The organism is Streptomyces sp. NPDC037290 (assembly GCF_055603245.1).
In genome coordinates, this window is record NZ_JBVJVZ010000013.1 from 116,057 (window position 1) to 140,656 (window position 24,600).

15 protein-coding genes and 1 pseudogene are annotated in these 24,600 nt (G+C 73.0%); 8 read left to right on the plus strand and 8 right to left on the minus strand.

Annotated elements, in window-relative coordinates:
* Positions 1–113: 113 nt before the first annotated feature.
* The 8 genes and pseudogenes from ACZ7HQ_RS33505 to ACZ7HQ_RS33540 all read left to right on the plus strand — a co-directional run bounded on the left by ACZ7HQ_RS33505 (position 114) and on the right by ACZ7HQ_RS33540 (position 13,221).
* On the plus strand, positions 114–1,532 hold the full coding sequence (locus tag ACZ7HQ_RS33505; RefSeq protein WP_470998235.1) for a HEAT repeat domain-containing protein: 1,419 nt from the start codon (positions 114–116) through the stop codon (positions 1,530–1,532).
* A gap of 185 nt (positions 1,533–1,717) precedes the next feature.
* The gene (locus ACZ7HQ_RS33510; RefSeq protein WP_470998238.1) at positions 1,718–2,845 is read left to right on the plus strand and encodes a glycosyltransferase family 4 protein; all 1,128 of its coding nucleotides are present in this window, start codon (positions 1,718–1,720) and stop codon (positions 2,843–2,845) included.
* On the plus strand, positions 2,842–4,029 hold the full coding sequence (locus ACZ7HQ_RS33515) for a glycosyltransferase (RefSeq protein WP_470998241.1): 1,188 nt from the start codon (positions 2,842–2,844) through the stop codon (positions 4,027–4,029). The genes ACZ7HQ_RS33510 and ACZ7HQ_RS33515 overlap by 4 nt, the downstream gene beginning before the upstream one ends.
* A pseudogene (locus ACZ7HQ_RS33520) lies at positions 4,026–4,854 on the plus strand (SGNH/GDSL hydrolase family protein); the annotation flags it as partial. The gene ACZ7HQ_RS33515 and the pseudogene ACZ7HQ_RS33520, both read left to right, overlap by 4 nt.
* Positions 4,855–5,145: 291 nt before the next feature.
* Positions 5,146–5,847, plus strand: coding sequence for a GntR family transcriptional regulator (locus ACZ7HQ_RS33525; protein WP_470998243.1), 702 nt, complete (start codon positions 5,146–5,148; stop codon positions 5,845–5,847).
* A 151-nt stretch (positions 5,848–5,998) separates the two neighbouring features.
* Positions 5,999–7,528, plus strand: coding sequence for a hypothetical protein (locus ACZ7HQ_RS33530; RefSeq protein WP_470998246.1), 1,530 nt, complete (start codon positions 5,999–6,001; stop codon positions 7,526–7,528).
* A 31-nt stretch (positions 7,529–7,559) separates the two neighbouring features.
* Positions 7,560–8,438, plus strand: a complete 879-nt coding sequence (locus ACZ7HQ_RS33535) for a hypothetical protein (RefSeq protein ID WP_470998249.1) — start codon at positions 7,560–7,562, stop codon at positions 8,436–8,438.
* Positions 8,439–8,487: 49 nt separating this feature from the next.
* A complete protein-coding gene (locus ACZ7HQ_RS33540; protein ID WP_470998251.1) occupies positions 8,488–13,221 on the plus strand; it encodes a hypothetical protein in 4,734 nt (1,577 codons plus the stop codon).
* 3 nt (positions 13,222–13,224) lie between these two features.
* Here ACZ7HQ_RS33540 and ACZ7HQ_RS33545 read toward each other — a convergent pair whose 3' ends face one another.
* Genes ACZ7HQ_RS33545 through ACZ7HQ_RS33580 form a run of 8 tightly spaced genes read right to left on the minus strand, consistent with a single transcriptional unit; the run spans position 13,225 to position 24,357 of the window.
* Positions 13,225–14,775: a GMC family oxidoreductase gene (locus ACZ7HQ_RS33545; protein WP_470998252.1), complete on the minus strand. Its 1,551-nt coding sequence runs from the start codon at positions 14,773–14,775 to the stop codon at positions 13,225–13,227.
* 17 nt (positions 14,776–14,792) lie between these two features.
* A complete protein-coding gene (locus tag ACZ7HQ_RS33550) occupies positions 14,793–16,364 on the minus strand; it encodes an APC family permease (protein ID WP_470998254.1) in 1,572 nt (523 codons plus the stop codon).
* A gap of 19 nt (positions 16,365–16,383) precedes the next feature.
* The gene (locus ACZ7HQ_RS33555; protein WP_470998255.1) at positions 16,384–17,850 is read right to left on the minus strand and encodes an aldehyde dehydrogenase family protein; all 1,467 of its coding nucleotides are present in this window, start codon (positions 17,848–17,850) and stop codon (positions 16,384–16,386) included.
* Positions 17,843–18,973: an aromatic ring-hydroxylating oxygenase subunit alpha gene (locus ACZ7HQ_RS33560; protein ID WP_470998258.1), complete on the minus strand. Its 1,131-nt coding sequence runs from the start codon at positions 18,971–18,973 to the stop codon at positions 17,843–17,845. The genes ACZ7HQ_RS33555 and ACZ7HQ_RS33560 overlap by 8 nt, the downstream gene beginning before the upstream one ends.
* 10 nt (positions 18,974–18,983) lie before the next feature.
* On the minus strand, positions 18,984–20,138 hold the full coding sequence (gene solA / locus ACZ7HQ_RS33565; RefSeq protein ID WP_470998260.1) for an N-methyl-L-tryptophan oxidase: 1,155 nt from the start codon (positions 20,136–20,138) through the stop codon (positions 18,984–18,986).
* Positions 20,139–20,147: 9 nt separating this feature from the next.
* Positions 20,148–22,610 carry a GcvT family protein gene (locus ACZ7HQ_RS33570; protein WP_470998262.1) on the minus strand — a complete coding sequence of 821 codons (2,463 nt, stop codon included), beginning with the start codon at positions 22,608–22,610 and terminating at the stop codon, positions 20,148–20,150.
* A gap of 44 nt (positions 22,611–22,654) precedes the next feature.
* Positions 22,655–23,275 (minus strand): MBL fold metallo-hydrolase, encoded by a 621-nt coding sequence (locus ACZ7HQ_RS33575; protein WP_470998264.1) that lies wholly within the window; start codon positions 23,273–23,275, stop codon positions 22,655–22,657.
* A complete protein-coding gene (locus ACZ7HQ_RS33580) occupies positions 23,272–24,357 on the minus strand; it encodes an S-(hydroxymethyl)mycothiol dehydrogenase (protein WP_470998266.1) in 1,086 nt (361 codons plus the stop codon). Before ACZ7HQ_RS33580 ends, ACZ7HQ_RS33575 begins: the two co-directional genes overlap by 4 nt.
* Positions 24,358–24,600 lie beyond the last annotated feature (243 nt).

The window sequence follows — 24,600 nt, forward strand, 5'->3', positions numbered from 1 at the left end:
GAGAGAGATGGTCTACAGCAAGCAAGAGACGGCGGGCGCTCCGACGTTGTGTCACGCGGCCAGGTAGTGCGTGTTCCCCGGTTGCGTCGACGCTTGATGTGAGGCTGTTTCCCATGTTCGATCCGGTCATAGCGCCCAGCGGTACGCTGCTCGGCCTGCTCCAGCGGGGCCGCGGCGACGGCACACTGCACGCGCTCACCGCTCCGCGCGCCGAGGCGCTCGCGGCCCTCAACCACTGTGTGCTGCGCGATCCCCGCCACGACTGGCAGGTGGAGAACCGCTCCCTCTACTACGCCCGGCTCTACCTCGACCTGAACGGCGAGCTGGACGCCATCGAGGCGCACCTCTTCGACCCCGAGGACGTCCTCGACACGGACGAGTCCCGTACGGGCCTCGCCCTGGCCGTCCTCGGGCACCTCGCCTCCTACGGCAGGCGCGACGCGCTCGCGCTGTTGCGCAGGTACGCCGCCCACGGCTCGAACTGGGCCTGGGCCCTGGACGAGCTGGCCCTCAGGGACGACGACGCCGGCCTGCGTGCTCTGGCCGCGCCCGTCCTGGCCCGTTTCTCCGCCGACCCGGAGGGCGAGGCCGAGCTGGCCGCGGCCGTACGGGACGCCTTCGAGCCCAGGCCCTGGCGACTGTGGGCCGAGGATCCCCGCGAACCGATCGCCGCACGCGTGCGTGCCGCCCAGGAAACCGGCTGTTTCGACCGCTGGCAGCGGCAGATGCGGCCCACCGGCCCGCGCCCCGACTGGAGCGTGCGCGCCGTGTTCGAGTGGGCCCAGCAGGGCATCGAGCGCGGTGCCGCCCTCCACGTCCCCGCCGCCCGCTGCCTGGTCGCCGTGGCCGGCCCCGAGGACCGGCCGGAGATCGTCCAGGCCGCACGGAACGGCATCGACGGCGCCCGCTGCACCGCCCTGCGCTACCTCGCCGACAGCAACGACCCCGGCGCCCTCGACCTGATCGAGGCCGCGGTCGCCGACGGTACGACCGTCGTGGTGGAGGCGGCCGTCGACGCCTTCGAACGGATGCGCAGTGTCGCCGCGGTCGACCGCGCGCGCCGCTGGGCCCAGCGCCCCGACGCGCTCGGGGCCGCCGCCGGACGCATGCTCGCCTGCCGCGGCGGAGTCCGGGACCGCGACCTCGTCCTCGGCGCCCTGCGTGAGGCCGTGCGGGGCGAGGGCCCCGACGCGCCGACTCTGTGGACGCTCGTCGACGGCACCGGACGCCTCGGCATCGCCTGCGCGGCGCCGGTACTGCGCCATATCTACCGGGAGACGGCTTCTTCCCACCTCCGTGGCCGCGCCGCTCGCGCCCTGGCCGCCACGGATCCCTCCTTCGCCACCGGCTTCGCCGTCGAATGCCTGTGGGACTGCGAGGAGACCACCCGCGAAGTCGCCGCCCGGCACGCCGAGACCGGCGACGCCCGCGTCGTGGAGCGCCTGCGCCGCCTGGCCGCCGATCCGGCCGAGGAGGCGGAAGTACAGACGGCGGTCCGAAGCCGCTTCGGACCCGACGCCGCCCTCGGCTGACCCCGCGCACGCACCCGGCCCGGGCGGAGGAGCGCCCACCGTGTGAACACCCGGTGTCCCGCAGGTCAGGCGGTCATGACGGCCGTCTGACCTGCTCGGGTGTGCAGCCCAACGCTCATGGGACGTTCCCCGGACGGAAAGATCGAAGTTGACGCGGCCACGTCCTGCGCGGCGACAACACCCGTATGCGTGTCGTCATCGTGACCGAATCCTTTCCCCCCGATGTGAACGGCGTGGCCCACTGCGCGCTCCAGACCGCCCGGCACCTCGTAGATCGCGGTCACCATCCGCTCGTCGTCGCCCCCGCCCCCGCTCCGGGCAGCGGACCGGACACGGACGCCCCGTGCCCGGTCGTCCGGATCCCCTCCCTCCCGCTCCCCGGCTACCCCCAGGTCCGCGTCGCCCTGCCCAGCCGGCGGCTCGCCGCCGCGCTCGTCGAGCACCGCGCCGACGTGGTCCACCTCGCCAGCCCCTTCGTCCTCGGCGTCCGCGGCATGGCCGCCGCCGCCCGGCTCGGCGTCCCGGCCGTCGCCGTCTACCAGACCGACCTGGCGGGTTACGCCCGCACCTACATGGGCGCCGGAGAGGCGGCCGCGTGGCGGCGGATCCGCTCCGTGCACGCCGCCGCCGACCGCACCCTCGCCCCCTCCAGCGCAGCACTCGGCGACCTGGAGGCGCACGGCGTGCCCCGGGTCCGGCTCTGGCCGCGCGGCGTGGACACCGTACGTTTCCGGCCAGAGCTGCGGGACGAGGCGCTGCGCCGCGAACTCGCCCCCGACGGCGAGCTGATCATCGGCTACGTCGGCAGGCTCGCCCCCGAGAAGCACGTCGAACTCCTCGCCGGCGCCTGCGCACTGGAGGGCGTCAAAGTCGTGATCGTCGGTGACGGACCCAGCCACCCGCACCTCACCGAGGCACTGCCCGGCGCCGTCTTCCTCGGCCGCCGCACCGGCGGCGAACTCGCCCGGATCTTCGCCTCCCTGGACGTGTTCGCGCACACCGGCCCCTTCGAGACGTTCTGCCAGACCGTCCAGGAGGCCATGGCCAGCGGGGTGCCGGTCGTCGCACCCGCCGCCGGGGGCCCGCTCGACCTGGTCGCGCACGGGCGCACCGGATACCTGGTCCCGCCGCGTGACGCCGACGCCCTACGGGAGGCGGTCCGCGAACTGGCCGCCAACCCGGTGCGGCGGACCGCGTTCGGCGCCGCCGCGCGCACGATGGTCGAGGGCCGCACCTGGACCGCCGTCGGCGACCAGTTGCTCGCCCACTACGACGACGTCCTCGCGGCACGCCGGACGGCGGTGGCGGCATGAACGGCCAGTCCCTGCGCATCGTCCGGCTCGCCAACTTCGTCGCCCCGGCCTCCGGCGGCCTGCGCACCGCCCTGCGTGAACTGGGCAAGGGCTTCCGGGCGGCGGGCCACGAGCCGGTGCTGATCGTCCCCGGCGAACGGCACACCGACCGTGACACCGAGCAGGGCCGGGTCATCACCCTGCCCGGCCCGCTCCTGCCCGGCACCGGCGGCTACCGCGTCCTCACCGACAAGCGCCGCGTGGCCGCCCTGCTGGAGGAGCTGGCCCCGGACCGTCTTGAGGTCTCCGACCGTACGACACTGCGCTGGACCGGCCGCTGGGCCCGCCGCGCGCGCGTGCCCGCCGTGATGGTCTCCCACGAGACCGCCGACGGCGTGCTGCGCACCTGGGGCCTGTCCGAGAACCTCTCCCGCCGGGCCGCCGACGCCCTCAACACCCGGACCGCGCACGTCTACTCCCGGGTGGTGTGCACGACCGAGTTCGCCGAGCGCGAGTTCGTACGCATCGGCGCGCGCAACGTCGTACGCGCCCCCCTGGGTGTCGACCTGACGGAACGGCACCCCGCGCTGCGCGACCCGGGCCTGCGCACCCTGCACGCGCGCGGGGGCGAGGCGCTGCTCGTCATGTGCTCCCGGCTGTCGGTCGAGAAGCGCCCCGGCACCGCCCTGGACGCCCTGGACGCGCTGATACGGCGCGGGCGCCGGGCCGTCCTCGTGGTGGCGGGGGACGGTCCGCTCAGGGCCCGGCTGGAGCAGCGCGCGCGGGAGAGCGGCCTGCCGGTGACGTTCCTCGGACACGTCTCCGACCGGGCCGCGCTCGGCGCCCTCCAGGCGACCGCGGACGTCGCCCTCGCGCCCGGGCCTGCCGAGACCTTCGGGCTCGCCGCCCTGGAGGCCATGGCGTGCGGCACGCCCGTCGTGGCCAGCGCGTCCTCCGCGCTGCCCGAGGTCATCGGCTCCGCCGGGGCGACCGCGGCCGACCGCGGCGAGGCGTTCGCGGACGCCGTGGAGCTGCTCCTTGACCGCGGCGAGCGCGCACGGCGGGAAGCGGCACGCGCGCGTGCGGAGTGCTTCGGCTGGGGAGCGGCCGTGGAGGCGTTCCTGGCCGCGCACGACGCGGAGGTGCTGTCTCCCCACGGCGTCCGCCCCGTCGCCCGTCGCACGCTGCCGGAGGGCGTGGCATGAGACCCGTCCGCTTCGTCGCCCTCGGGGACTCGCTGACCGAGGGCGTGGGCGACCCCGCCGGGGACGGCTGGCGGGGCTGGGCGGCCCTGCTGGCACCCGCCCTCGCCGAGACCCCCGCCGCCGTGGAGTTCACCAACCTCGCGGTCAGCGGCGCGCAGACCCGTGACGTGCTGGAACGGCAGACCCCGGCCGCCCGGGAACTCTGCCCCGACCTGGTGTCGGTGGTGATCGGCGTCAACGACACGCTGCGCCGCACCTTCGACATCCAGGCGGTGGCCGCCCACCTCGACGAGGTCTACGCGACCCTCACCCGCGAGGGCGCCACCGTGCTCACCGCCTGCCTGCCCGACCCCGGCGCGATGCTGGGACTGCCGAGCGCCCTGGCCCGCCCGCTGGCGCGCCGGCAACGGGCGGTCAACACGGTCGTCCACGCGCTGTCCGACCGCTACGGCGCCGTCCACCTGCATGCCGCGGGGGGCGCCTGGATCACCGACCGTGCCCTGTGGAGCGCGGACCGGCTGCACCCGGGCGAGCGTGGGCACCGGCAGCTCGCCGTGCGCTTCCACGCGCTGCTCACCGAGGCGGGCCGAGCGACGGGACAGCCTCCGTCGCTCGAACCGGAGTTCCCCGCGCCGACCCGGACGGCGAGCCTGCTGTGGCTGGCCACGGCCGGCACCGCCTGGGTGGCCCGGCGCTGCAAGGACCTGCTGCCCCAGTTGCTGCGCCTGGCCGCCGACGAACTGCACCACCGGGCTCGCGGCACCAGCGCCCGCCTCGACCTGCACGCCTCGGCAGCGGTGTCCGCGGCCCTGGCCGCCCTGGCGGCCGACACCGGCCAGGACGCCGAGGGTCGGCGGCGCCCGGCGGACACACAGCCGGCGGGGACACGTGCCGGTGCCTCCCGCGCCTGTGCAGTGGCGGATCCGGCCGGCGAAGGGTCGACGGCGGGGAGCCCGCTCGGCCAGGCCGCGGCGTCGGGCTCGACCGGTGCGGGCACGGGAGCACAGGCGGTGCGGACCACCGTCGTCACCGGGTAGTGTTGACAGGGCAGAATCGTTGAACGATCCTCCCATACCCATGTTGTCTGGTTCCGGTGTGTGCGATTGAATTCCGGGCATGGCAGAGCAGCTGACGGCACTGGCGGACGACCGGGCGCTCCTGGGGCGCACGAGCACGGCGGAACGGGTCTCGGACATCCTCCGCAGCCGTATCGCCGACGGGTACTTCCCGCCCGGCACCCGGCTGTCGGAGGACGGCATCGGCGGGGCGCTCGGTGTCTCCCGCAACACCCTGCGCGAGGCGTTCCGGCTGCTCACGCACGAACGGTTGCTGGTCCACGAACTCAACCGCGGAGTGTTCGTCCGGGTCCTGACCGTCGAGGACGTCGAGGACATCTACCGCACGCGCTCCCTGGTCGAGTGCGCCGTCGTCCGCGGGCTCGGCGAGCCGCCCTACCGCCTGGACGGCGTGGCCGAGGCGGTCGCCGAGGGAGAGGCGGCGTCCGCCGGGAACGACTGGAAAGCGCTGGGTACCGCCAACATCCACTTCCACCGGGAACTCGTCGCCCTCGCCGGCAGCGAACGCACCGACGAGCTGATGCGCAGCGTCTTCGCCGAGCTGCGGCTCGCCTTCCACGTCGTCGACGACCCGCGCCGCCTCCACGAGCCCTACCTCGCCCGCAACCGCCAGATCCTCAAGGCGCTCCAGGCCGGTGCGAAGGGCGAGGCCGAGCGCCTGCTGGAGACGTATCTCGCGGATTCGCTGGAGCGGGTGGTCGAGGTCTACCGGCGACGGGTGGGTGCTGACAGCCCCCAGTAGGGGACGGGGCCGTATCGACGGGGGGTCCGCCGCGTGGGCGCGACCAGCCGCATCCGCCCCACGTGCGGACGGCGCACCACAGCTCTGTGGTCAAACCGGCGGAGCCGCGCCGTTTGGGTCGATGTCAGACCAAGGACCTAGTCTGTGCACCGTGACTTCGCCTGCATCGACGGACCGTGTTCCGCCCCAGCTCAGCGCGGGGCCGCGCCCGGCACCGGGCCCGGCCGCCGACGAGGGGCTGGCGCGGCGGCTGCGCGCGCTCGCCTGCACCGCGCCGCTGCACGACCTCGACGCACGCAAGGCCAACCTGGCCGGCGAGTACTCGGTGTACGGCATGGCCGAGGTGGCCCTCGCTGCCATCGACCTCGTCACGCTCAACATGGACTTCGACACGGGCGCCGACCACGAGCAGATCGTGGCCCGGCTCGTCCCGCGCATCGCCGCCCAGGCCCCCCGCCGGCCGACCGCCGAACACGAGCGCGTGGCCCGCTGGGTCCTGGAGAACCTGATCAACGTCGGCAGCGTCGACCGCGGATTCCGCGCCGTCTACGGCACCTTCGCACCGGACGGCACCTACGTCCGCAGGGACTACGACTTCAAGCTGATCGAAGAGGTCCCCGGCCCCGGCGGCACGGTCTACCTGCGCACCACGGACGAGGCGGTCAACGTCCTGGTCGGCGCCCTCGACACGGACGTCACCAGCGCCCAGATCGCCGCCGAGGTCAAGCTCGAGGTGCTGATCAGCCGCGGCCGGCTCGCCGACGCCCAGCTCGCCGCCGAACAGGCCCGCTACCGCACGGTGCAGTACTCGGAGACCCTGCGCCGCGCCCTGGAGGCCACCCGGCGCAACGTCCGCGCGGTCGACTGGCTCAGCGCCGTGCCCGACATGATCGCCGAGGCACTGGACCACGTGGCCGACCGCTACCGCCACGAGAACGCGATCCTGACCAACATCCGCAAGGCCCGCGACGAGACCGAGGAGCCCGAGCACAAGCGCCGCGCCGCCGAGCTGGTCGACATCGTCAAGGACTGCATCCGGCGGCACACCCAGCTGCAGTCCCGGCTGCTGGAGGCGGGCCCCCTGTTCCGCGCGGAGCAGGACCGGCAGGCCTTCGCCACCCCGGCGACGACGTCCGGGACAGACCTGTACGGCCATCTCGTCGCCCCCGTCCTGCCGTTGCCCCTGGAGCAGGCGATCCGGGTCACCGACGCGTTCTTCGCGAACGGCACGGGCTCGCGCACACCGGTGTCCGTACGGGTCGCCGATCTCGTCGACATACTGCTGACCCCACCCGTCGAGCGGGAGCACCTCGGCGCGGAGATGCCCGAGCCCGACCTGATCGCCACGCCGGACGACAGCCGGTTCAGCGAGGAACAGCTGGCCGCGGCGATGGAGCTGCTGGACCTGCCGGCCGACGCACCGAGGAGGCTGTCGGGCCTGCTCGCCGAGGCCCGGCGGACCGGCGACCCCGATCTGGCCTATCTGGTCGCCCTGTTGGCGGTCCACGCGGCCAGCCCCGCCGTCGGCACCGCCTATCGGCAGGGCGAGGAGAAGCTGCTGTTCGCCGTGGACGACGGGACGGAGCTGGACGATCCCGAGTTCGGCGGGGCGGACCTGATCGTGGGGACCGCGCTGCTGGACGCCGCCGGGATGGCGGCGGACCGGACGGAAGCAGCATGAGTGAGCAACGACGCGACAAGGAGTCCAAGCCGTGACCGAGCACGTCGACTGGAGTGAGCCCGAGCCTGCCGCCGCGCCGGCGGGCTCCGCCGTCACCCCCGCCGACGCCGCCGACGCGGCGCGGCTCGTCGCCTTCGGGCTGCAGCCCAAGCTGCAGCCGGCCCGGGACCAGGAGTACACGGAGCTGCTGCGGCGCTACCGCGAGGACCCCGCGTTCGCGCGGCTCGCCGACGCCGTCGCCGCCGGTCTGGGCCTCGTCGTGCTGGAGGTGTCCCCGCGGGCGGGAATGGCCGTGACGGCCGCCGAGGACTCGGTGTTCGCCGTCCGCATGGGTGACTACGCGCGTCGCACCACCGCCGACTCCTCGGACCGCTTCCTGCACGGTCTCGCCCATCTCGCCGCGGCCGCACTGGCGTTCCCGCGCCCGGAGGACCTGGCCGACGACTCCTACATCGGCCGCGTCACCGTCAACGGCGTCGACGCCTTCGTACGGCAGGCCTGCCGGCGCCTGGAGGAAGGGGCCGAGGAACGGGGCGAGAACACCGACCCGGCGACCGACGCGCCCGGACTGGAGGCCGCCTGGCGGATCTGGGCCAGACGCAGCGCCACCGGCGCCACCAAGGACGCCCGGCGGCCCGCCGCCTCCACCACCGGCATCGTGGCCAAGGCCCTCGCGTTCCTCACCGACTCGGGCTTCCTGCAGCGCACCGGCGACGACAACGGCGGCACGTACCGCACCACGGCCCGCTACCAACTCCAGGTCCGCGACCTGGCCGCCAGCGCCGCCATGGCCGAACTGCTCGAACTGGGCGTCGTCCCGGTGACCGACGGCACGGCCACCCTGCTGCCCGCCGAGGACATCGAGGACCTGGAGCTGGTGGCCGACGCCGGGCTGCCGTTCCACTCCTGACCATCAGAACCACCGCACGTTTTCCTAAGACTTACGACGAGAGTCCGCCATGTACGAGCTGTCCCGGGTCCGCCTCTACTCCATCGGCCCCGCCGGTGCGCGCTACGCAGACACCGTGCTTGACCTGCGGGGCGTCGGCGAGGCCGTGCCCGACCCGGCACCCACGCAGGCGGAGTTCTTCGAGGAGGAGCCGTCCGGCCCGCCGCGCCGGCCCGCGCCCGCGGGCGTGCTCTTCCTGGAGAACGGCGGCGGCAAGTCCGTGCTGCTCAAGCTGATCTTCTCGGTGATGCTGCCGGGCCACCGCAACACCCTCGGCGGCGCCAGCTCCGGTGTGCTGCGCAAGTTCCTGCTCGCGGACGACTGCGGGCACGTGGCGCTGGAGTGGCAGCACGTGCAGACCGGCGAGTGCGTCGTCGTCGGCAAGGTCAGCGAGTGGCGTGGACGGCAGGTGTCCAACGACCCGCGCAAGTTCGCCGAGGCCTGGTACTCGTTCCGGCCGGGCCCGGGCCTGAGCCTGGACAATCTGCCGGTCGCCGAGACCACCGCTGTGCGGCCGCCCGTCGAGGGCACCTCGGGCGCCCAGGGCCGCCGCCGGACCATGAAGGGCTTCCGTGACGCCCTCACGGAGGCCGGCAAGGCCTATCCGCATCTGGAGGTGCACTGGGAGGAGATCCACGACCGCTGGATCGAGCACCTCGGCGACCTCGGCCTCGACCCCGAACTTTTCCGCTACCAGCGGGAGATGAACGCCGACGAGGGCGAGGCGGCCGGTCTCTTCGCGGTCAAGAAGGACTCCGACTTCACCGACCTGCTGCTGCGCGCGGTCACCGACACCCGGGACACCGACGGTCTCGCCGACCTCGTCAGCGGGTTCGGCAACAAGCTGGGCCGGCGCGCCGAACTGATCGCCGAACGGGACTTCACCGCCGGGTCGGCCGACCTGCTCGGGCGGATCGTCGAGGCCGCCGACGCCCGCTCACGCGCGCGTGACATCCACGCGGGCGCCGAGCGCCGCACCCGCACGCTCGCCCGGCGGCTGTCCGGCCGGGCCGTGCAGGAGCGGGTCCGGGCCGCCGACCTCGCCCAGCGGGTCACGGCCGCCGCGTACGCCGTCACCCACTCCGAGGGCGCCCGCGAGCGCAGCGCCCTGATCGCCGCCGAACTCGCCTACCGCCACGCCTCCCTGGCCCTCGCCGCCGCCGAGAAGTCAGCCGCCGCGCAGAAGCGTGAACTGGCCGACGCCCGCACCCTGCACGCCGCCTGGCAGGCCGCCGAGGCCGTGCTGCGCCACCGGGCCGCCGCCGACCGGGTCGCGCGCGTGTCCGCGGCCATCCGGGAGGCCGAGCGGGACGCCGCGCCCGCGCTCGCCGCGCGTGCCAAGGCCGCCGTGGACCTCGTACGGGCCCTGCACGCGGCCGCCGAGAACGCCGAGGCCCTCGCCAACGAGGAGGAGGAGCGCTCCGCCGCCCTCCAGGAGGCCGGCGACCGCGCCTACCGCGACTCGACCACCGCCGCGACCGAGGCACAGCGCGCGCGCAGCGAGTCCGGGCATCTGCGCCAGCGTCTCGCCGAGGTCGAGCAGGAGACCGCCGAGGCCGTCCGCGCCGGCTGGCTCGACGACAGCGCCCCGGACGCCGACCCGGCCCGTGCCGCGCTCGCCGCCAGCGACGCCGAGAAGACCGCCGTCGCCGCCTGGGACGCTGCCCGCGAGGCCGCCCGCAAGGTCACCGAGCACGCGCGCGAGGCGGCCTCGGCCGAGTCCCGCGCGGAACTGACCGCGGCCCGCGCCGCGGACGCCGCGACAGCGGCCGAGCGCGCCCACGAGGCCGAGCGGCGCCTCGCCGAGTCCCTGGCCGCCGAGGAGCGGCTCGCGGAACTGCTGAGCCTTCCGGCCGCGCCCGCCGCCGGGTACGCCGCAGTGCCCGGACCCCGGTCCGGCGCCGACGACGCGATGGCCGAACCGGGTGGGGCGCGCGACGGCGCGACCGACGCCGGCGAGGGCCACGCGGGCGCGGGCCACGGCACCACGGAGCCGACGGGACCGGGCGCGCACGGCACCCCTCGCCCGGGCGCCGAAGGGCCCCTCACGCCCGAGGAACTCGACCGCTTCGCCGATGAGTTGCGCGAGCTTCTCGACGACGCGGTGTCGACCGCCGAACGGCACCTCTTCGACCTGCGCACCGCCGCCGCCGACGACTCCCGCATCCTCGGCGCGCTCGGAGACGGCGGGCTGCTGCCGCCCGGCCCGGACGTCCTGGCCACCGTGGAGTTCCTCGGCGAGCACGGCATCCCGGCGCTGCCCGGCTGGCGCTATCTCGCCCAGGCCGTCGACCCCGCCGACCACGCGCGCGTGCTCGCCGCCCGTCCGGAACTGGTCGACGGTGTGATCATCACCGACCCGGACACGCACGCGCGTGCCCGCGAGGCGCTCGCCGACGCCGCCCTGCTGCCACGCTCCGCCGTCGCCGTCGGGACGGCCGCCGCCCTGCTCGCCCCGACCCCCGCCGACGGCGCCGCCCCCGGCGACGTCTTCCTCGTCCCGCCGAACCCGGCCATGCACGACGAGCACGCCGCGGACGAGGAACGGCAGGCGCTGCGCGCGCGGGCCACCGAGCGCGACGAGGAGATCCGCACCCTCGCCGCCCGCCTCGGCAAGGACCGGGAACTGGCCGCCCGGCTCGCCTCCTGGCGCACCGGCTGCCCCGCCGGACGCCTCACCGAACTCGGCCGGACCGCCCAGGAGACCCGCGCGTTCGCCGCGGAGTCCGAGGCCGAGCTGGCCGAGGCGCGCACCCTGCGCGCGGAGGCCGACGAGGCGGCCGCCGAGGCCGTACAGGTCCGCGACGAGCGGCAGGAGGCCGCGCAGAAGGCCCGCCGCGCCGCCGACGCCCTCGCCGGACTCGCCCACCGGCTCCGCGAGCGCGCCGGATGGCAGGTGAAACTCCGCGAACTCGCCGACGAGGCCACCGAGTCCGAGGCCCGCGCCCAGACCTTTCTGGAGCGCGCCCGCGCCGCCGACGAGGACCGCCGTGCCGCCCAGCGCGCCGCCGACGACGCCCGCCGTACCGCACGCGCCCTGCGTGCCGAGCGCGCCGAGATCGCCGGCGCACCCGACGACGTACCGGTCGAGGACGCGGACGCCCCCAAGGCGTCCCTGCCCGCCCTCCGCGAGGCCTACCGGGCCGCCTCGCAGGTGTACGAGAAGGTCGGCGTCGGCGCCGACCTGCGCGCCGAGCAGGCCCGCGCGGAGAGCGACGAGAGTGCCGCCCGTGCCGAACTCGACCGGCTCAGCAACAAGGTCCGCACCCGCGCCGAGCAGCTGCTGCAGTCGCCGGACGGCTCCGACGGGCCCTCCCGGCAGGCCGCCGCCGCGCGCGCCGAGGAGCTGGTGCAGCTCCTGGAGACCCGTATGTCGAGCGCCAGCGAGCAGCTCGGGCGGCTGCGCGGCGAGGCCGAGCGGCACGCCCCCGCGGAGGGTGAGGCGCACACCGGGCTGCCCGAGGAACTCGTCCCGCGCGACGCCGAGCACGCCCAGGCGCTGCTGCGCACCGCGACCGGCGAGCTCGCCGCCCGTACCGAGGCGCTGGCCGAGGCCCGCGAGGCACACGCCGGGCTGCTGGAGGCCCACCGGTCCGCCGAGGACGCGGCCGGCGGCTTCGACGAGATCGCCGCCATGCTCCGCGATCTGCTGCGCGAACACGCCGCCGAGGAGGAGCAGGAGGAGCCGGAGCCCTACCCCGGCAGCCTGGAGGAGGCCCGGCACTCCGCCGCCGAGGCCCGCCGCTCACTGCGGGGCTGCGCCGCCGACCTGTCCGCCGCCGAGGCGGCCGTGCGCGAGGCGAGTGACGTGCTCGTCCGGCACGCCAACTCCACGCGCTACGAGCAGGTCCGCACCCCCGCCCGGCAGCAGATCCGCGAGCTGCCCGCGTCCGCGCTGCCCGAGCACGCGCAGAAGTGGGCCGACGCCTTCGCGCCCCGACTGCGCGTGCTGACCGACGAACTGGCGCAGCTCGAGCGCAACCGCGACTCGATCGTGGACCGCCTGCGGGGCCTGGTGGAGTCCGCCCTCGCGACCCTGCGCGCCGCGCAGCGGCTCTCCCGCCTCCCGGAAGGCCTCGGCGAGTGGTCGGGGCAGGAGTTCCTGCGCATCCGCTTCGAGGAGCCCGACCAGGCGACGCTCACCGAGCGGCTCGGCGAGGTGATCGACCAGGCCACACGCGCGGCCGTGAAGAAGAACGCCGACCTCCGCCGCGACGGCATGTCCCTGCTGCTGCGCGGCGTCGCGGCGGCGCTGCAGCCGAAGGGCGTGGCCGTCGAGATCCTCAAGCCCGACGCCGTACTGCGCGCCGAGCGGGTGCCCGTCGGACAGATGGGCGACGTGTTCTCGGGCGGCCAGCTGCTCACGGCGGCCATCGCGCTGTACTGCACGATGGCGGCGCTGCGCTCGAACGACCGGGGGAGGGACAAGCACCGGCACGCCGGCACGCTGTTCCTCGACAATCCCATCGGCCGCGCCAACGCCACCTACCTGCTCGAGCTGCAGCGGGCCGTGTCGGACGCGCTCGGTGTGCAGCTGCTGTACACCACCGGCCTGTTCGACACGACCGCCCTGGCCGAGTTCCCGCTGGTCATCCGCCTGCGCAACGACGCCGACCTCAGAGCGGGCCTGAAGTACATCAGTGTGGAGGAGCACCTCCGGCCCGGGTTGCCCCAGCAGCCCCGGGCCGGAGAAGCGGTGCACAGCGAGATCACGGCGACACGGATGTTCAAGAAGCCGGCGTAGCCGTCAGCGGTCCTCCTTGACCAGGTCCGCGCACCTCTCGCCGATCATCATCGTCGTGATGCACGGGTTGACCGCGATCAGGTCGGGCATCACCGACCCGTCGGCGACCCGCAGCCCCTCGACCCCCTTGACCCGCAGCCGCGCGTCGAGCGGGGCCGAGGGATCACCGTCGGCGCCCATCTTCACCGTGCAGGACGGGTGGTAGACGGTGTTGTGCGTCTTGTGGATGTAGTCAAGGAGCTCGTCGTCGGTACGGACGTCCGGGCCGGGCGCCAGCTCGGCCCCCGTCCAGCCGCTCAGGGCCGGCTGCGCGGCGATCCTCCGCGCCAGCCTCAACCCGTACGTCATCACCCGCACATCGTGCTCGTGCGTGAAGTACCGGGGGTCCACCTTCGGCTTGTCCCGGTAGTCCCGGGTCCGCAGCCGTACCGTGCCGCGCGACTTCGCCCTGGTCACGTTGGGCGTCAGGCAGAACGCGTTCTCCGAGGTGGGGTAGCCCCAGCGTGCGGTGTTCATGTCGAAGGGCACCGAGCCGTAGTGGAACATCAGGTCGGGCCGGTCCAGGCCGGGCTCGGTGTCGTAGAAGACGCCCGCCTCCCACCACTGGCTCGACGCGGTGGTCATGGGCTGCTTCGCCTCCCACATGATCACCCCCTCGGGGTGGTCCTGGAGGTTCTCGCCGACGCCGGGGGAGTCGACGACGACGTCCACGCCGACCTCGCGCAGATGCCCGGCCGGGCCGATGCCGGACAGCATCAGCAGCTTCGGGGAGTCGATCGAGCCGCACGAGACGATCACCTCGCGCCGGGCCCGTACCGTGCGGGTGTGCACCAGGTCAGGGTCCAGGTACTCGGCGCCCACACACCGCCGGCCCTCCAGCACCAGCTTCTTGGCGCGCACTCCGGTACGGATCTCCAGATTCGGACGCTTGCCCATGACCGGGTGCAGATAGGCCACCGAGGACGACTGGCGGATGTTGTTCTCGTCCGAGTTGATCTGGAACCAGTTGGCCCCGCGCACCACCGTCTTCCCGGTGTTGAACGGGACCGTGGGTATCCCGGCCTGCGCGCACGCCTCCAGCAGGGCCGCGCCGCACGGGTCGCCGCCCTTCAGGGTGCGCAGCCTCACCGGGCCGGTGCGGCCGTGGTGGTCGCCGGGCGCGTCGTTGTTCTCCAGCCGACGGTACAGCGGGAACAGGTCGGCCGCGCTCCAGCCCGTACAGCCCTGGGCCGCCCAGCCGTCCAGGTCCTCCGCCGGCGCCCAGAAGGCGATGCAGGAGTTGTGCGACGAACAGCCGCCCAGCACCTTCGCACGGGCGTGCCGCATGAAGCTGTTGCCCGTGGCCTGCGGTTCGACCGGGTAGTCCCAGTCGTAGCCGGACTCCAGCAGGCCCATCCAGCGCTCCAGTTTGAGGACGTCGTCGTCGCCGACGTCGCTCGGCCCCGCCTCCAGCACGCACACCGTCACGGACGGGTCCTCGGAGAGCCGTGCCGCCACCACGTTGCCCGCCGTGCCGCCGCCGACCACCACATAGTCGAACTCATCGGTGCTCATGTGACCTCCTCGCGGAATCAGTCGGCCGCCGGAGCGGCGAGGGGAGCCGAGGACGCGGCGGACGCCGCCTCCAGGCGGTGCTCGGCGAGTACGCCGGTGCGATGGCGCTGGACGAACCAGTAGTAGGCGAAGCCGCCTCCCGCGATGACCGCGACGAACAGCACCGCACCCCAGCGCAGGTACCAGTGGTACGGCGCGCTCGCGTTGTAGACGGCGGCGCGCGGCCAGATCAGGTTGACCGTCATGACCGCGCCCCACACGACCGCGACGATGTTGACGAGCAGCCCCCAGCGGCCCAGCGAGAACCGGCCCCCGCCCGCCGGCTGCCAGGTGCCGCGCAGCCGGGCCACCAGCATCGGCGCGGTGACGCCCAGGTAGGCGAGGTAGATCATGATGATGCCGATGCTGGTGACGACCGTGAAGATCTGTGGCTGGCGGATGTTGACCACGAGGATCGCCAGCGCCAGCACACCGATGATCACGGCCGGCAGGACCGGGGTCTGGAAGCGGGGGCTGACCCGGGCCAGCAGCGAGGACGCGGGCAGGTTGTTGTCCCGGGCCATGGCGAACGCCAGCCGGATCGCCGCCGTGTGCACGGCCAGCGCACAGACGGTGACCGCGATCAGCACGCACCACAGCATCGCCTTGCCGGCCGTCGGACCGAGTACGTCGAGCACGACGTACTGCAGGCCGTCCGTGGACAGTTTGTCGCCCTTGAGGCTGGAGACGCTCATCAGCGCCAGCAGCAGGACCAGACCTCCCAGTACGAAGGAGGCGACGATTGCGCGGATGATGGCACGGGGGGCGTTGCGGGACGGGTCCAGGGACTCCTCGCCGAGCGAGGCGGCGGTGTCGAAGCCGTACATGACGTACGCCGAGGCCAGCGAGGCCACCAGGAAGGCGCCGAGGTAGCCCGTGGAGTAGCCCGATCCCGTGTGGTTCGTCTGCATGACGACCTGGGGGCCGCGCGTGATGTGGACCGCGAACAGGATGATCAGTACAACGGTGGCGATCAACTCGATGAAGACGCCCGCCGTGTTGATGGTGGCCATCAACTTGACGCCGAACGCATTGATCAACGTGGTGAAGAGGATCAACACGCCTGCCAGGACGACCGCGTTCGTCGCCACGTCGTACTTCCCGGTGCCGTCCCCGACGAACTGGAACGTGGACGAGATCTGCGGCAGCGTCAGCTGGTAGGCCAGCGCGACCGCCGCGATGGACACGATGGACGCGATCAGCATCATCCACCCGGCCAGCCAGCCGAGATGCGGATTGCCGATCTTCTTCGACCAGTTGTAGACCGAGCCGGCCACCGGGTAGCGGGCCGCGAGTTCGGCGAAACACAGGGCGACCATGAACTGGCCGACGAACACCATCGGCCACGACCACCAGTAGGCGGGACCGCCGCTGCCGTAGCCGAAGTAGAACAGCTGGAAGGTGCCCGTCAGGATCGAGATGTAGCTGATCCCGGCGGCGAAGGTGTGGAAGTTGCCGAGCGTGCGTTTGAGTTCGGGCTTGTATCCGAACTCGGCGAGTTCGGCGTCGTCGTGGTGGTGGGGGCCTGGCGATTGCTCGGTGGTCGTCATGAGCGGACTCCTCTGGCTTTCAGTCGAACCAGCCCTGCGGTGCCGGCGCCGTGGTGCGCCAGATGTGTTTCGTCTCGCGGTACTCGGCGAGCCCCGCCGGCCCGAGTTCGCGCCCGAAACCGGACTGCTTGTAACCACCCCACTCGGCCTGCGGCACGTACGGGTGGTAGTCGTTGATCCAGACCGTGCCGAGCCGCAGCCCCGCCGCGACCCGGGCGGCCCTGGCCTCGTCGCCGGTCCAGACGGCGCCCGCGAGGCCATAGATCGTGTCGTTGGCGAGGCGAACGGCCTCTTCCTCCGTGGTGAACCGCTCGACCGTCAGCACCGGTCCGAAGGACTCCTCGCGGACCACCGACATGCCGCTGGTGCAGGCGTCCAGCACCGTCGGCAGGTAGTAGAAGCCCTCGTCGTAGCCGGGGCCGGAGGGCCGGGCGCCGCCGCAGCGCAGCACCGCGCCCTCCTCGACGCCCTTGGCCACATAGGCCTCGACCTTCGCCCGGTGGGCCGCCGAGATCAGCGGCCCGGTCTGCGCACGCTCGTCGAACGGGCCGCCCAGCCGGATCAGCCGGGCCCGGCGTACGACCTCGTCCACGAGGCGGTCGTGCAGCGCGTCCTCGACCAGCAGCCGGGCCCCGGCCGAGCACACCTGCCCCGAGTGCAGGAACACGGCGGTCAGCGCCATGTCGGCCGCCGCGTCGAAGTCGGCGTCCGCGAAGACGATGTTGGGGTTCTTCCCGCCGAGTTCGAGCGCGACCTTCTTCACCGTGCCCGCGGCGGCCGCCATCAGCCCGCGGCCGGTCCGCAGACCGCCGGTGAAGGAGACCAGGTCGACGTCCGGATGGTCGCCCAGCGGGGCGCCCGCCTCCGGACCGGCGCCCAGCACCAGGTTCGCCACGCCCGCCGGCAGCCCCGCCTCCACCAGCAGCCTCACCAGGTGGATCGCGGTGTGCGGGGTCAGCTCGCTCGGTTTCAGCACGAAGGTGTTGCCCGCCGCGAGGGCGGGGGCGACCTTCCACGCGGTCTGCAGCAGCGGATAGTTCCAGGGCGTGATCAACGCGCAGACGCCGACCGGTTCGTACACCACCCGGCTGTCGACCCCCTCCCGCCCGGTGTCGACCACCCGCCCCGTCTCGCTCGCGACGAGCTGCCCGAAGTAGCGGAAACAGTTGACGACATCGTCGATGTCGTACGCGCTCTCCACCAGCCGCTTGCCCGTGTCCAGGGACTCGCTGCGGGCGAGGGCGTCCCTGTCGCGGACGAGGAGGTCCGCGACCCGCAGCAGCAGGTCACCGCGCTCCCGCGCGGGCGTTCGCGGCCAGGGTCCGGTGTCGAAGGCGCGCCGGGCCGCCGCGATCGCCTCCACGGTGTCCTTGCCGCTGGCCTCGTCCACGACCCCGACCGGAGAGCCGTCGGCGGGACAGCGGATCTCCCGGGTGCGCTCGTCCAGGGCGCTGCGCCACTCGCCGTCGATGAAGAGGTCAGGCACGGTCGTCCCCCAGCCGGGTCAGCAGCCACTCGTGGAAGATCCCGATGTGGTGCTCGTTCGGGACCAGCACCCCGCCTCGGCGGTACGCGCGTGAGGACATGGCCGGCTGGGTGCGCTCGCACGCCTCGAAGTCCTGCGCGTTGACCCGGTGGAACAGCTCCACGGACTTCGACACGTCCGCGCCGGACGCCACCACCTCCGGCGCGTACAGCCAGTCGCACTCCACGACCGTGCGGTCCTCGGCCAGCGGGAACATGCGGTGCAGGATGACGTGGTCCGGGACGAGGTTGACGAACACGGTCGGCTTGACCGTGATGGCGTAGTAGCGGCGGTCCTGGTCGGCGCTGACCTCGGGAAGCCTGTCGAAGCCCGCGCTGCCGTCGACGGTGAACCCCTTGATGTGCTCGCCGAACTCCGCGCCGTGTCCGACGTAGTACTGGGCGGCGAACCCGTCGGCGAACTCCGGCAGAACCTCGGTGAGTTCGGGGTGGATCGTGGCGCAGTGGTAGCACTCCATGAAGTTCTCGACGATCAGCTTCCAGTTGGCCTTCACGTCGTAGGTGATCCGCTTGCCGAGGGCCAGCCTCTCGGTGCCGTAGTGCGCGATGGCGGCGGCGTCGCCGAGCCGCTCCACGGCCGCGTACATCACGGTCTCCTCGAAGGACGGCGGTTCGTCGGCGAGGCACACCCAGGCGTAGCCGAGCCATTCGCGCAGGGCCACCTTGATCAATCCGTACTCGACTCGATCGATGTCCGGCATCTTGATCAAGTTGGGTGCGGCGATCAACCTGCCGTCGAGGTCGTACGTCCACGCGTGGTAGGGGCACTGCAGAGTGCGGCGCACCTCGCCGGACTCCTCGGTGCACAGCCGGGCGCCCCGGTGCCGGCACACGTTCAGGAAGGCGCGCAGCTCACCCGTACGCGTGCGGGTGACGATGACGTTCTCGCGGCCCACCTGGACCGTGCGGAAGGCACCCGGCTTGTCCAGGTCGGCGCTGCGGACCGCGCAGAACCACAGGGACTCGAAGAGCTTCTCCTGCTCCTGCCGGAAGACGTCCGGGTCGGTGTAGTAGTGGCCCGGAAGCGTCGCGATGAGGCTCGGGGAGGTCGGGGTCGTCGTCACGGGAGGCTCCTCAGGCGGGCGCGGCGGCGAGACGGGCGGGGTCGAACAGGCCGATCGGGTGCGCGGTCGAGCCGGTCAGCGCCAGGTCGGCCAGGATCTCGCCGACGACCGGCACGAACTTGAAGCCGTGCCCCGAGAACCCGCAGGCCACGGTGACCGACTCCGGGTGGTGGGGGTGCCGGGCGATCACGAAGTGCTCGTCCGGGGTGTTGGAGTACATACAGGTGGCGGCCTTCAGGAAGGTGCCCGGCAGGTCCGGGATACAGCGGGACATGTGGTCGGCCATGGCCCGGACCTCGTCCTCGTGCACGGTCCGGTCGATCGTCTCGGGGGTCGTGACCTGACCCTTGCGGAAGAAGGCGACCTTCGCGCCCAGTTCGGGGCCGTCGATGGCCGGGAAGCCGTACACCTGGACCCCGGCCGCGTCCTCCCAGATGTAGATCGGGTGGTTCTCCGGGCGGAACGGCCCGGTGCCGCCGCTCGGCTGGAACCAGTACATGACCTGCCGTTCGATGGTGAACGGCACCCCGAGGTCGGTGAGCAGCTGCGGTGCCCACGCGCCCGGGCAGATGACCAACTGGCCGGCCGTGTACGTGTTCTCGGCCGTGTGCACGCGCACCCCGTCCCGGTACGGCTCCCAGCGCAGCATCGGTTCCTCGAAGTGCAGCTCTGCGCCCTGCCGCGTGGCCCGCTGGAGGTGGGCGGCGACGGTGTTCTCGGGGCGGAGCAGTCCGGCCCTCCGCTCGTACAGCGCCACCTCGTCGTCGCACGGCGTGAGCGTCGGGAAGCGGCGGCGGATCTCCTTGGCGTCGAGCATCTCGTGCGGCAGGTCCCACTGCTCGGCCGAGCGCAGCGAGCCGGCGACGGTCCGCGACTCCGGCCGGCCCACCATCACCCCGCCGCTGAGGATCGCGATCTCCCGGCCGGTGGCCCGCGCCAGGTCCTCGTACAGCTCGTAGGCGCGCAGCAGCAGCGGCACGTAGGCGGGGTCCTCGAAGTACGACTGCCGGGTGATCCGCGAACCGCCGTGGCTGGAGCCGCGGTTGTGCACCGGACCGAACTTCTCCAGCCCGAGGACACGGGCGCCGCGCGCGGACAGATGGTGCGCGGCGGCGCTGCCCATGCCGCCGAGACCGATGACGATGACGTCGTAAGACGGTGACACGGGAGTCTCCTAGCGACGGATGCGGGTCATCTTCGGGTCGAACAGCGGCTCGTCGGCGACGGTGGCCGGCACCTTCTCGCCGAAGTACTCGATGTGCACGCCCGTGCCGGTGGCAAGGCCCGCGGGAAGCCAGGCGTAGGCGACACAGCGGCCGAGCGTGTAGCCGTACGACGCGCTGGTCACGTAGCCGGCAGGGGCGCCGTCGACCAGCACCGGCTCCTTGCCGAGCACCACGGCCGCGGGGTCGTCGAGCAGGAGCGGGGTGAGCCGGCGCGAGGGCTCCCCGGCCCGCTCCAGTGCCGCCCTGCCGACGAAGTCCTCCTTGTCCATACGGACCGCGAAGCCGACGCCGGCCTCGAACGGGTTGTGCTCGTCGGTAATGTCGGTGCCCCAGGCGCGGTAGCCCTTCTCCAGCCGCAGCGAGTTGAAGGCGGACCGCCCGGCCGCGATCACGCCGTGCTCCTGGCCGGCCGCCCACAGGGTGTCCCAGAGCCGGAGACCGAGGTCCGCGGTGGTGTACAGCTCCCAGCCCAGCTCGCCGACGTAGCTCAGGCGCATCGCCGTCACCGGCACCTGTCCGAGGAAGGTCTGCTTGGCCCGGAAGTAGCCGAAGCCCTCGTGGGAGAAGTCGTCGCCGGTCAGCGGCTGGACCAGGGCACGGGCGAGCGGTCCCCAGACGCCGATGCAGCAGGTGCCGGAGGTGATGTCCCTGATCTGCACGCCGGCGGGCGCGTGCCGCAGCAGCCGGTCGAGGTCGGCGGGGGAGTTGGCGCCGACCTGGAAGAGGTCGGGAGCCAGGCGGGCGACGGTGAGGTCGGAGCGGATGCCTCCGGTCTCGTCCAGGAGCAGGGTGTAGGTGACCGCGCCGGGCTTCTTGCGGAGGTTGTTGCTGGTCATGCGGTCCAGGTAGGCGAGCGCACCGGGGCCGGTCACCTCCAGGCGGCGCAGCGGGGTCATGTCGTACAGGGCGACCTTCTCGCGGGTCGCCCGGGCCTCGGCGGCGGCGATCGGGGACCAGTAGCGGGCGGACCAGGCGTCGCGCTCGGGGAGGTCGCCGAGGGCGTCCACGAGCGGGGCGTTCGCCTCGTACCAGTGCGGACGCTCCCAGCCGTTGCCTTCCAGGAAGAACGCGCCGAGTTGCTGCTGACGGGCGTAGAAGGGGCTGACGCGCAGCGGCCTCGGCTGCTCCATCGGCTGGAGGGGATGCAGGACGTCGTACACCTCGACGAACTGCTGTGAGCCGCGTTCACGGACGTACGCCGGTGAACGCTGCGCTTCCTCGAATCGCGTGAGGTCGCACTCGTGCACGTCGACGGAGGGGCGCCCGTCGACCATCCACTCGGCCACCGCCTTCGCCACCCCGGCGGAGTGCGTCACCCACACCGCCTCGGCCAGCCAGAAGCCGCGCAGCTGCCGGGCTTCTCCCAGGACCGGCATACCGTCCGGGGTGAAGGAGAAGACGCCGTTGAACCCGGTCTCGATCTCCGTCTCCCGCAGCGCGGGCAGCAGCCGCCGGCAGTCCTCCCAGCTGGGCGCCCAGTCCTCCTCGGTGAACGGGTACGAGGACGGCATCTCCATGTCCTGTGCGCGCGCCTCGTCGTACGCGAGCACGGCGAACGGGTCCACCGGCAGCGGCCGGTGCGCGTACGAGCCGATGCCGATGCGGTCCGTGTGCTCACGGAAGTACAGATCGCGGTCCTGGAAGCGGAGGATCGGCTTCGAGGCCTCGGCCGTGGCGCCGCTCAGCCCGGGGAGCGGCTTCGTCCTCGCGTACTGGTGCGCGAGCGGCTGCAGCGGTACGTCGACGCCGGCCAGGCGGCCGATGACCGGCCCCCAGAATCCGGCCGCGGAGACCACGTGGTCGGCGGGGAAGGTGCCCCGGTCGGTGACCACGCCGGTGACCCGGCCGTCCGCCCGCTCGATACCGGTGACCGTGTGGCGGTCCAGGAAGCGGGCGCCACGCGCGGTGGCCCGGTCCATCTGGGCGCGGGCCGCGAGCAGGGCCCGGGCCAGGCCGTCGTCGGGCGTGTGGAATCCGCCGAGGACGACCGACTCGTCCAGCAGCGGCCACAGTTCCCTGCAGCGGGCGGTGCTCACGACCTCGCCGCGGATGCCCCAGGAGGCGGCGTAGCCGGCCCTGCGGTGCAGTTCGGCCAGGCGCTCGGGGGTCGTCGCGAGTTCCAGGCCGCCGACCTGGTCGAAGCAGGGGACGCCGTCGACCTGGAGGGAACAGAACTTCTCGACGGTGTACCTGGCGAACTCCGCGAGGGTCTTGGACGGGCTGGTCTGGAAGACGAGCCCGGGCGCGTGCGAGGTGGAGCCGCCCGGGGCGGGCAGGGGGCCCTGTTCGAGGACGGTGACGTCGGTCCAGCCGCGGGCGGTCAGCTCGTCGGCGAGGGAGCAGCCGACGATGCCGGCGCCGATGACGACGACGCGGGGGCCCTGGGACCGGTTTTCGGGGGTGCTGGACATGCCCCTCCTTGTGGTGGCGGGGATGGCAGGTGCGGGGGAGTCGCTCAGACGGCGGGGACGTTCGCCCGTTCGGCGGCGATCGTCGTCTCCTGGCCGTGCCCGGAGTGGACGACGGTGTCGCCCGGCAGGGTGAGCAGCCGGGCACGGATGGACGCCTCGATGGCCGGGCGGTCCGAGTAGGAGCGGCCGGTGGCGCCGGGACCGCCGTGGAAGAGGGTGTCGCCGGTGAAGACGGCGTCCAGGAACGGGGCGTACAGGCAGCAGCTGCCCCAGGTGTGGCCAGGGGTGTGGACGACCTGGATCTCGATCCCGGCGACCGTGAGGAGGCGGCCGTCGGTCAGTTCGCCGTCCGGTTCGCGGCCGGGATGGGTGTGGGACCACAGCTCGTGGTCGTCCGGGTGGAGCAGGACGGGGGCGCCGGTACGGGTGGAGAGCGCGGCCGCGGCGCCGATGTGGTCGTCGTGGGCGTGGGTGCAGACCACGGCGGTGACCCGGCGGCCCGCCGTGGCGCGGTGGATCGCCCCGGCGTCGTGCGCGGCGTCCACGATCAGCACCTCCTCGTCGTCACCGATCAGCCAGACGTTGTTGTCGACGTCGAAGGTGTCCCCGTCGAGACTGAACGTGCCGTGTGTGACGACGCGTTCGATGCGTACGGCGCCCTTCACAGCACCACCACCGAGCGCAGCACCTCGCCCCGGTGCATCTTGCCGAACGCCTCCTCCACCTGGCCCAGGGAGATGGTCTCGGACACGAACGCGTTCAGGTCCAGCAGGCCGTACAGGTACTGGTCGATCAGGAACGGGAAGTCCCGGCTCGGCAGACAGTCCCCGTACCAGGACGACTTGATAGCGCCGCCGCGCGAGAAGACGTCGATCAGCGGGAGTTCGACCTTCATCTCGGGGGAGGGGACCCCGACCTGGACGAGCAGACCGGCGTGGTCGCGCATGTAGAAGGCCTGCTCGAAGGTGTCGGGCCGGCCGACGGCGTCGATGGCGATGTCCACGCCGTGGCCGTCGGTGAGCGCGCGGACCGCCTCGATCGGGTCGGTGCCCCGGGAGTTGACGGTGTGGGTGGCGCCGAACCTCTCCGCCTGGTCGAGCTTCTTGTCGTCGATGTCCACGGCGATGACCTTCATGGCGCCGTTCAGGCAGGCACCCGCGATGGCCGCGTTGCCGACGCCGCCGCAGCCGATGACGGCGACCGAGTCACCGCGGCCCACGTTGCCGGTGTTGACCGCGGCCCCGTAACCGGCCATCACGCCGCAGCCGATGAGTCCGGCGGCCTCGGGACGCGCAGCCGGGTCGATCTTCACCGCCTGACCCGCCGCGACCAGCGTCTTCTCGGCGAAGGCACCGATGCCGAGGGCGTTGCTGAGCGGGGTCCCGTCCAGCAGGGTCATCGGCTGGGCCGCGTTGCGGGAGTCGAAGCAGTACCAGGGCCGGCCGCGGCGACAGGAACGGCAGCTGCCGCAGGGCGCCCGCCAGGCCAGCACCACGTAGTCACCGGGCTTCAGGTCGGTGACACCCGCGCCGACCGACTCGATCGTGCCGGCCGCCTCATGGCCGAGCAGGAACGGGAAGTCGTCGTTGATCGCACCCTCCCGGTAGTGGAGATCCGTGTGGCACACCCCGCAGGCCTGCACCCTCACCAGGACCTCACCGGGCCCCGGATCGGGAACCACGATCGTCTGCACCTCCACGGGTGCGCCCTTCTTCACAGCGACTGCGGCACGGACCTCGTGTGGCACGACAAGCTCCTCTGCTGTTGCGCATTGCACGATGGGTTGCGTGATGGGGAACATATTGAGAACGGCGTCACACGGCCGTCAAGGGGTGCGCGTTAACCCTTGGCAAAAGGAACCTGTGGGGCGAAACCTGTCGGACACACGGCGGGGGGGGGGGGGGGGGGGGGGGGGGGGGGGGGGGGGGGGGGGTGGGGGGGGGGGGGGTGGGTGGTTGGTTTTGTTGTTGCCTTCCGCGCTCCCCCCCCG

Coding starts and splice junctions, on each gene's coding strand:
- ACZ7HQ_RS33505 (WP_470998235.1), top strand. CDS start 114: ATGTTCGATCCGGTCATAGCGCCCAGCGGTACGCTGCTCGGCCTGCTC.
- ACZ7HQ_RS33510 (WP_470998238.1), top strand. CDS start 1,718: ATGCGTGTCGTCATCGTGACCGAATCCTTTCCCCCCGATGTGAACGGC.
- ACZ7HQ_RS33515 (WP_470998241.1), top strand. CDS start 2,842: ATGAACGGCCAGTCCCTGCGCATCGTCCGGCTCGCCAACTTCGTCGCC.
- ACZ7HQ_RS33525 (WP_470998243.1), top strand. CDS start 5,146: ATGGCAGAGCAGCTGACGGCACTGGCGGACGACCGGGCGCTCCTGGGG.
- ACZ7HQ_RS33540 (WP_470998251.1), top strand. CDS start 8,488: ATGTACGAGCTGTCCCGGGTCCGCCTCTACTCCATCGGCCCCGCCGGT.
- ACZ7HQ_RS33545 (WP_470998252.1), bottom strand. CDS start 14,775: ATGAGCACCGATGAGTTCGACTATGTGGTGGTCGGCGGCGGCACGGCG.
- ACZ7HQ_RS33550 (WP_470998254.1), bottom strand. CDS start 16,364: ATGACGACCACCGAGCAATCGCCAGGCCCCCACCACCACGACGACGCC.
- ACZ7HQ_RS33570 (WP_470998262.1), bottom strand. CDS start 22,610: ATGTCCAGCACCCCCGAAAACCGGTCCCAGGGCCCCCGCGTCGTCGTC.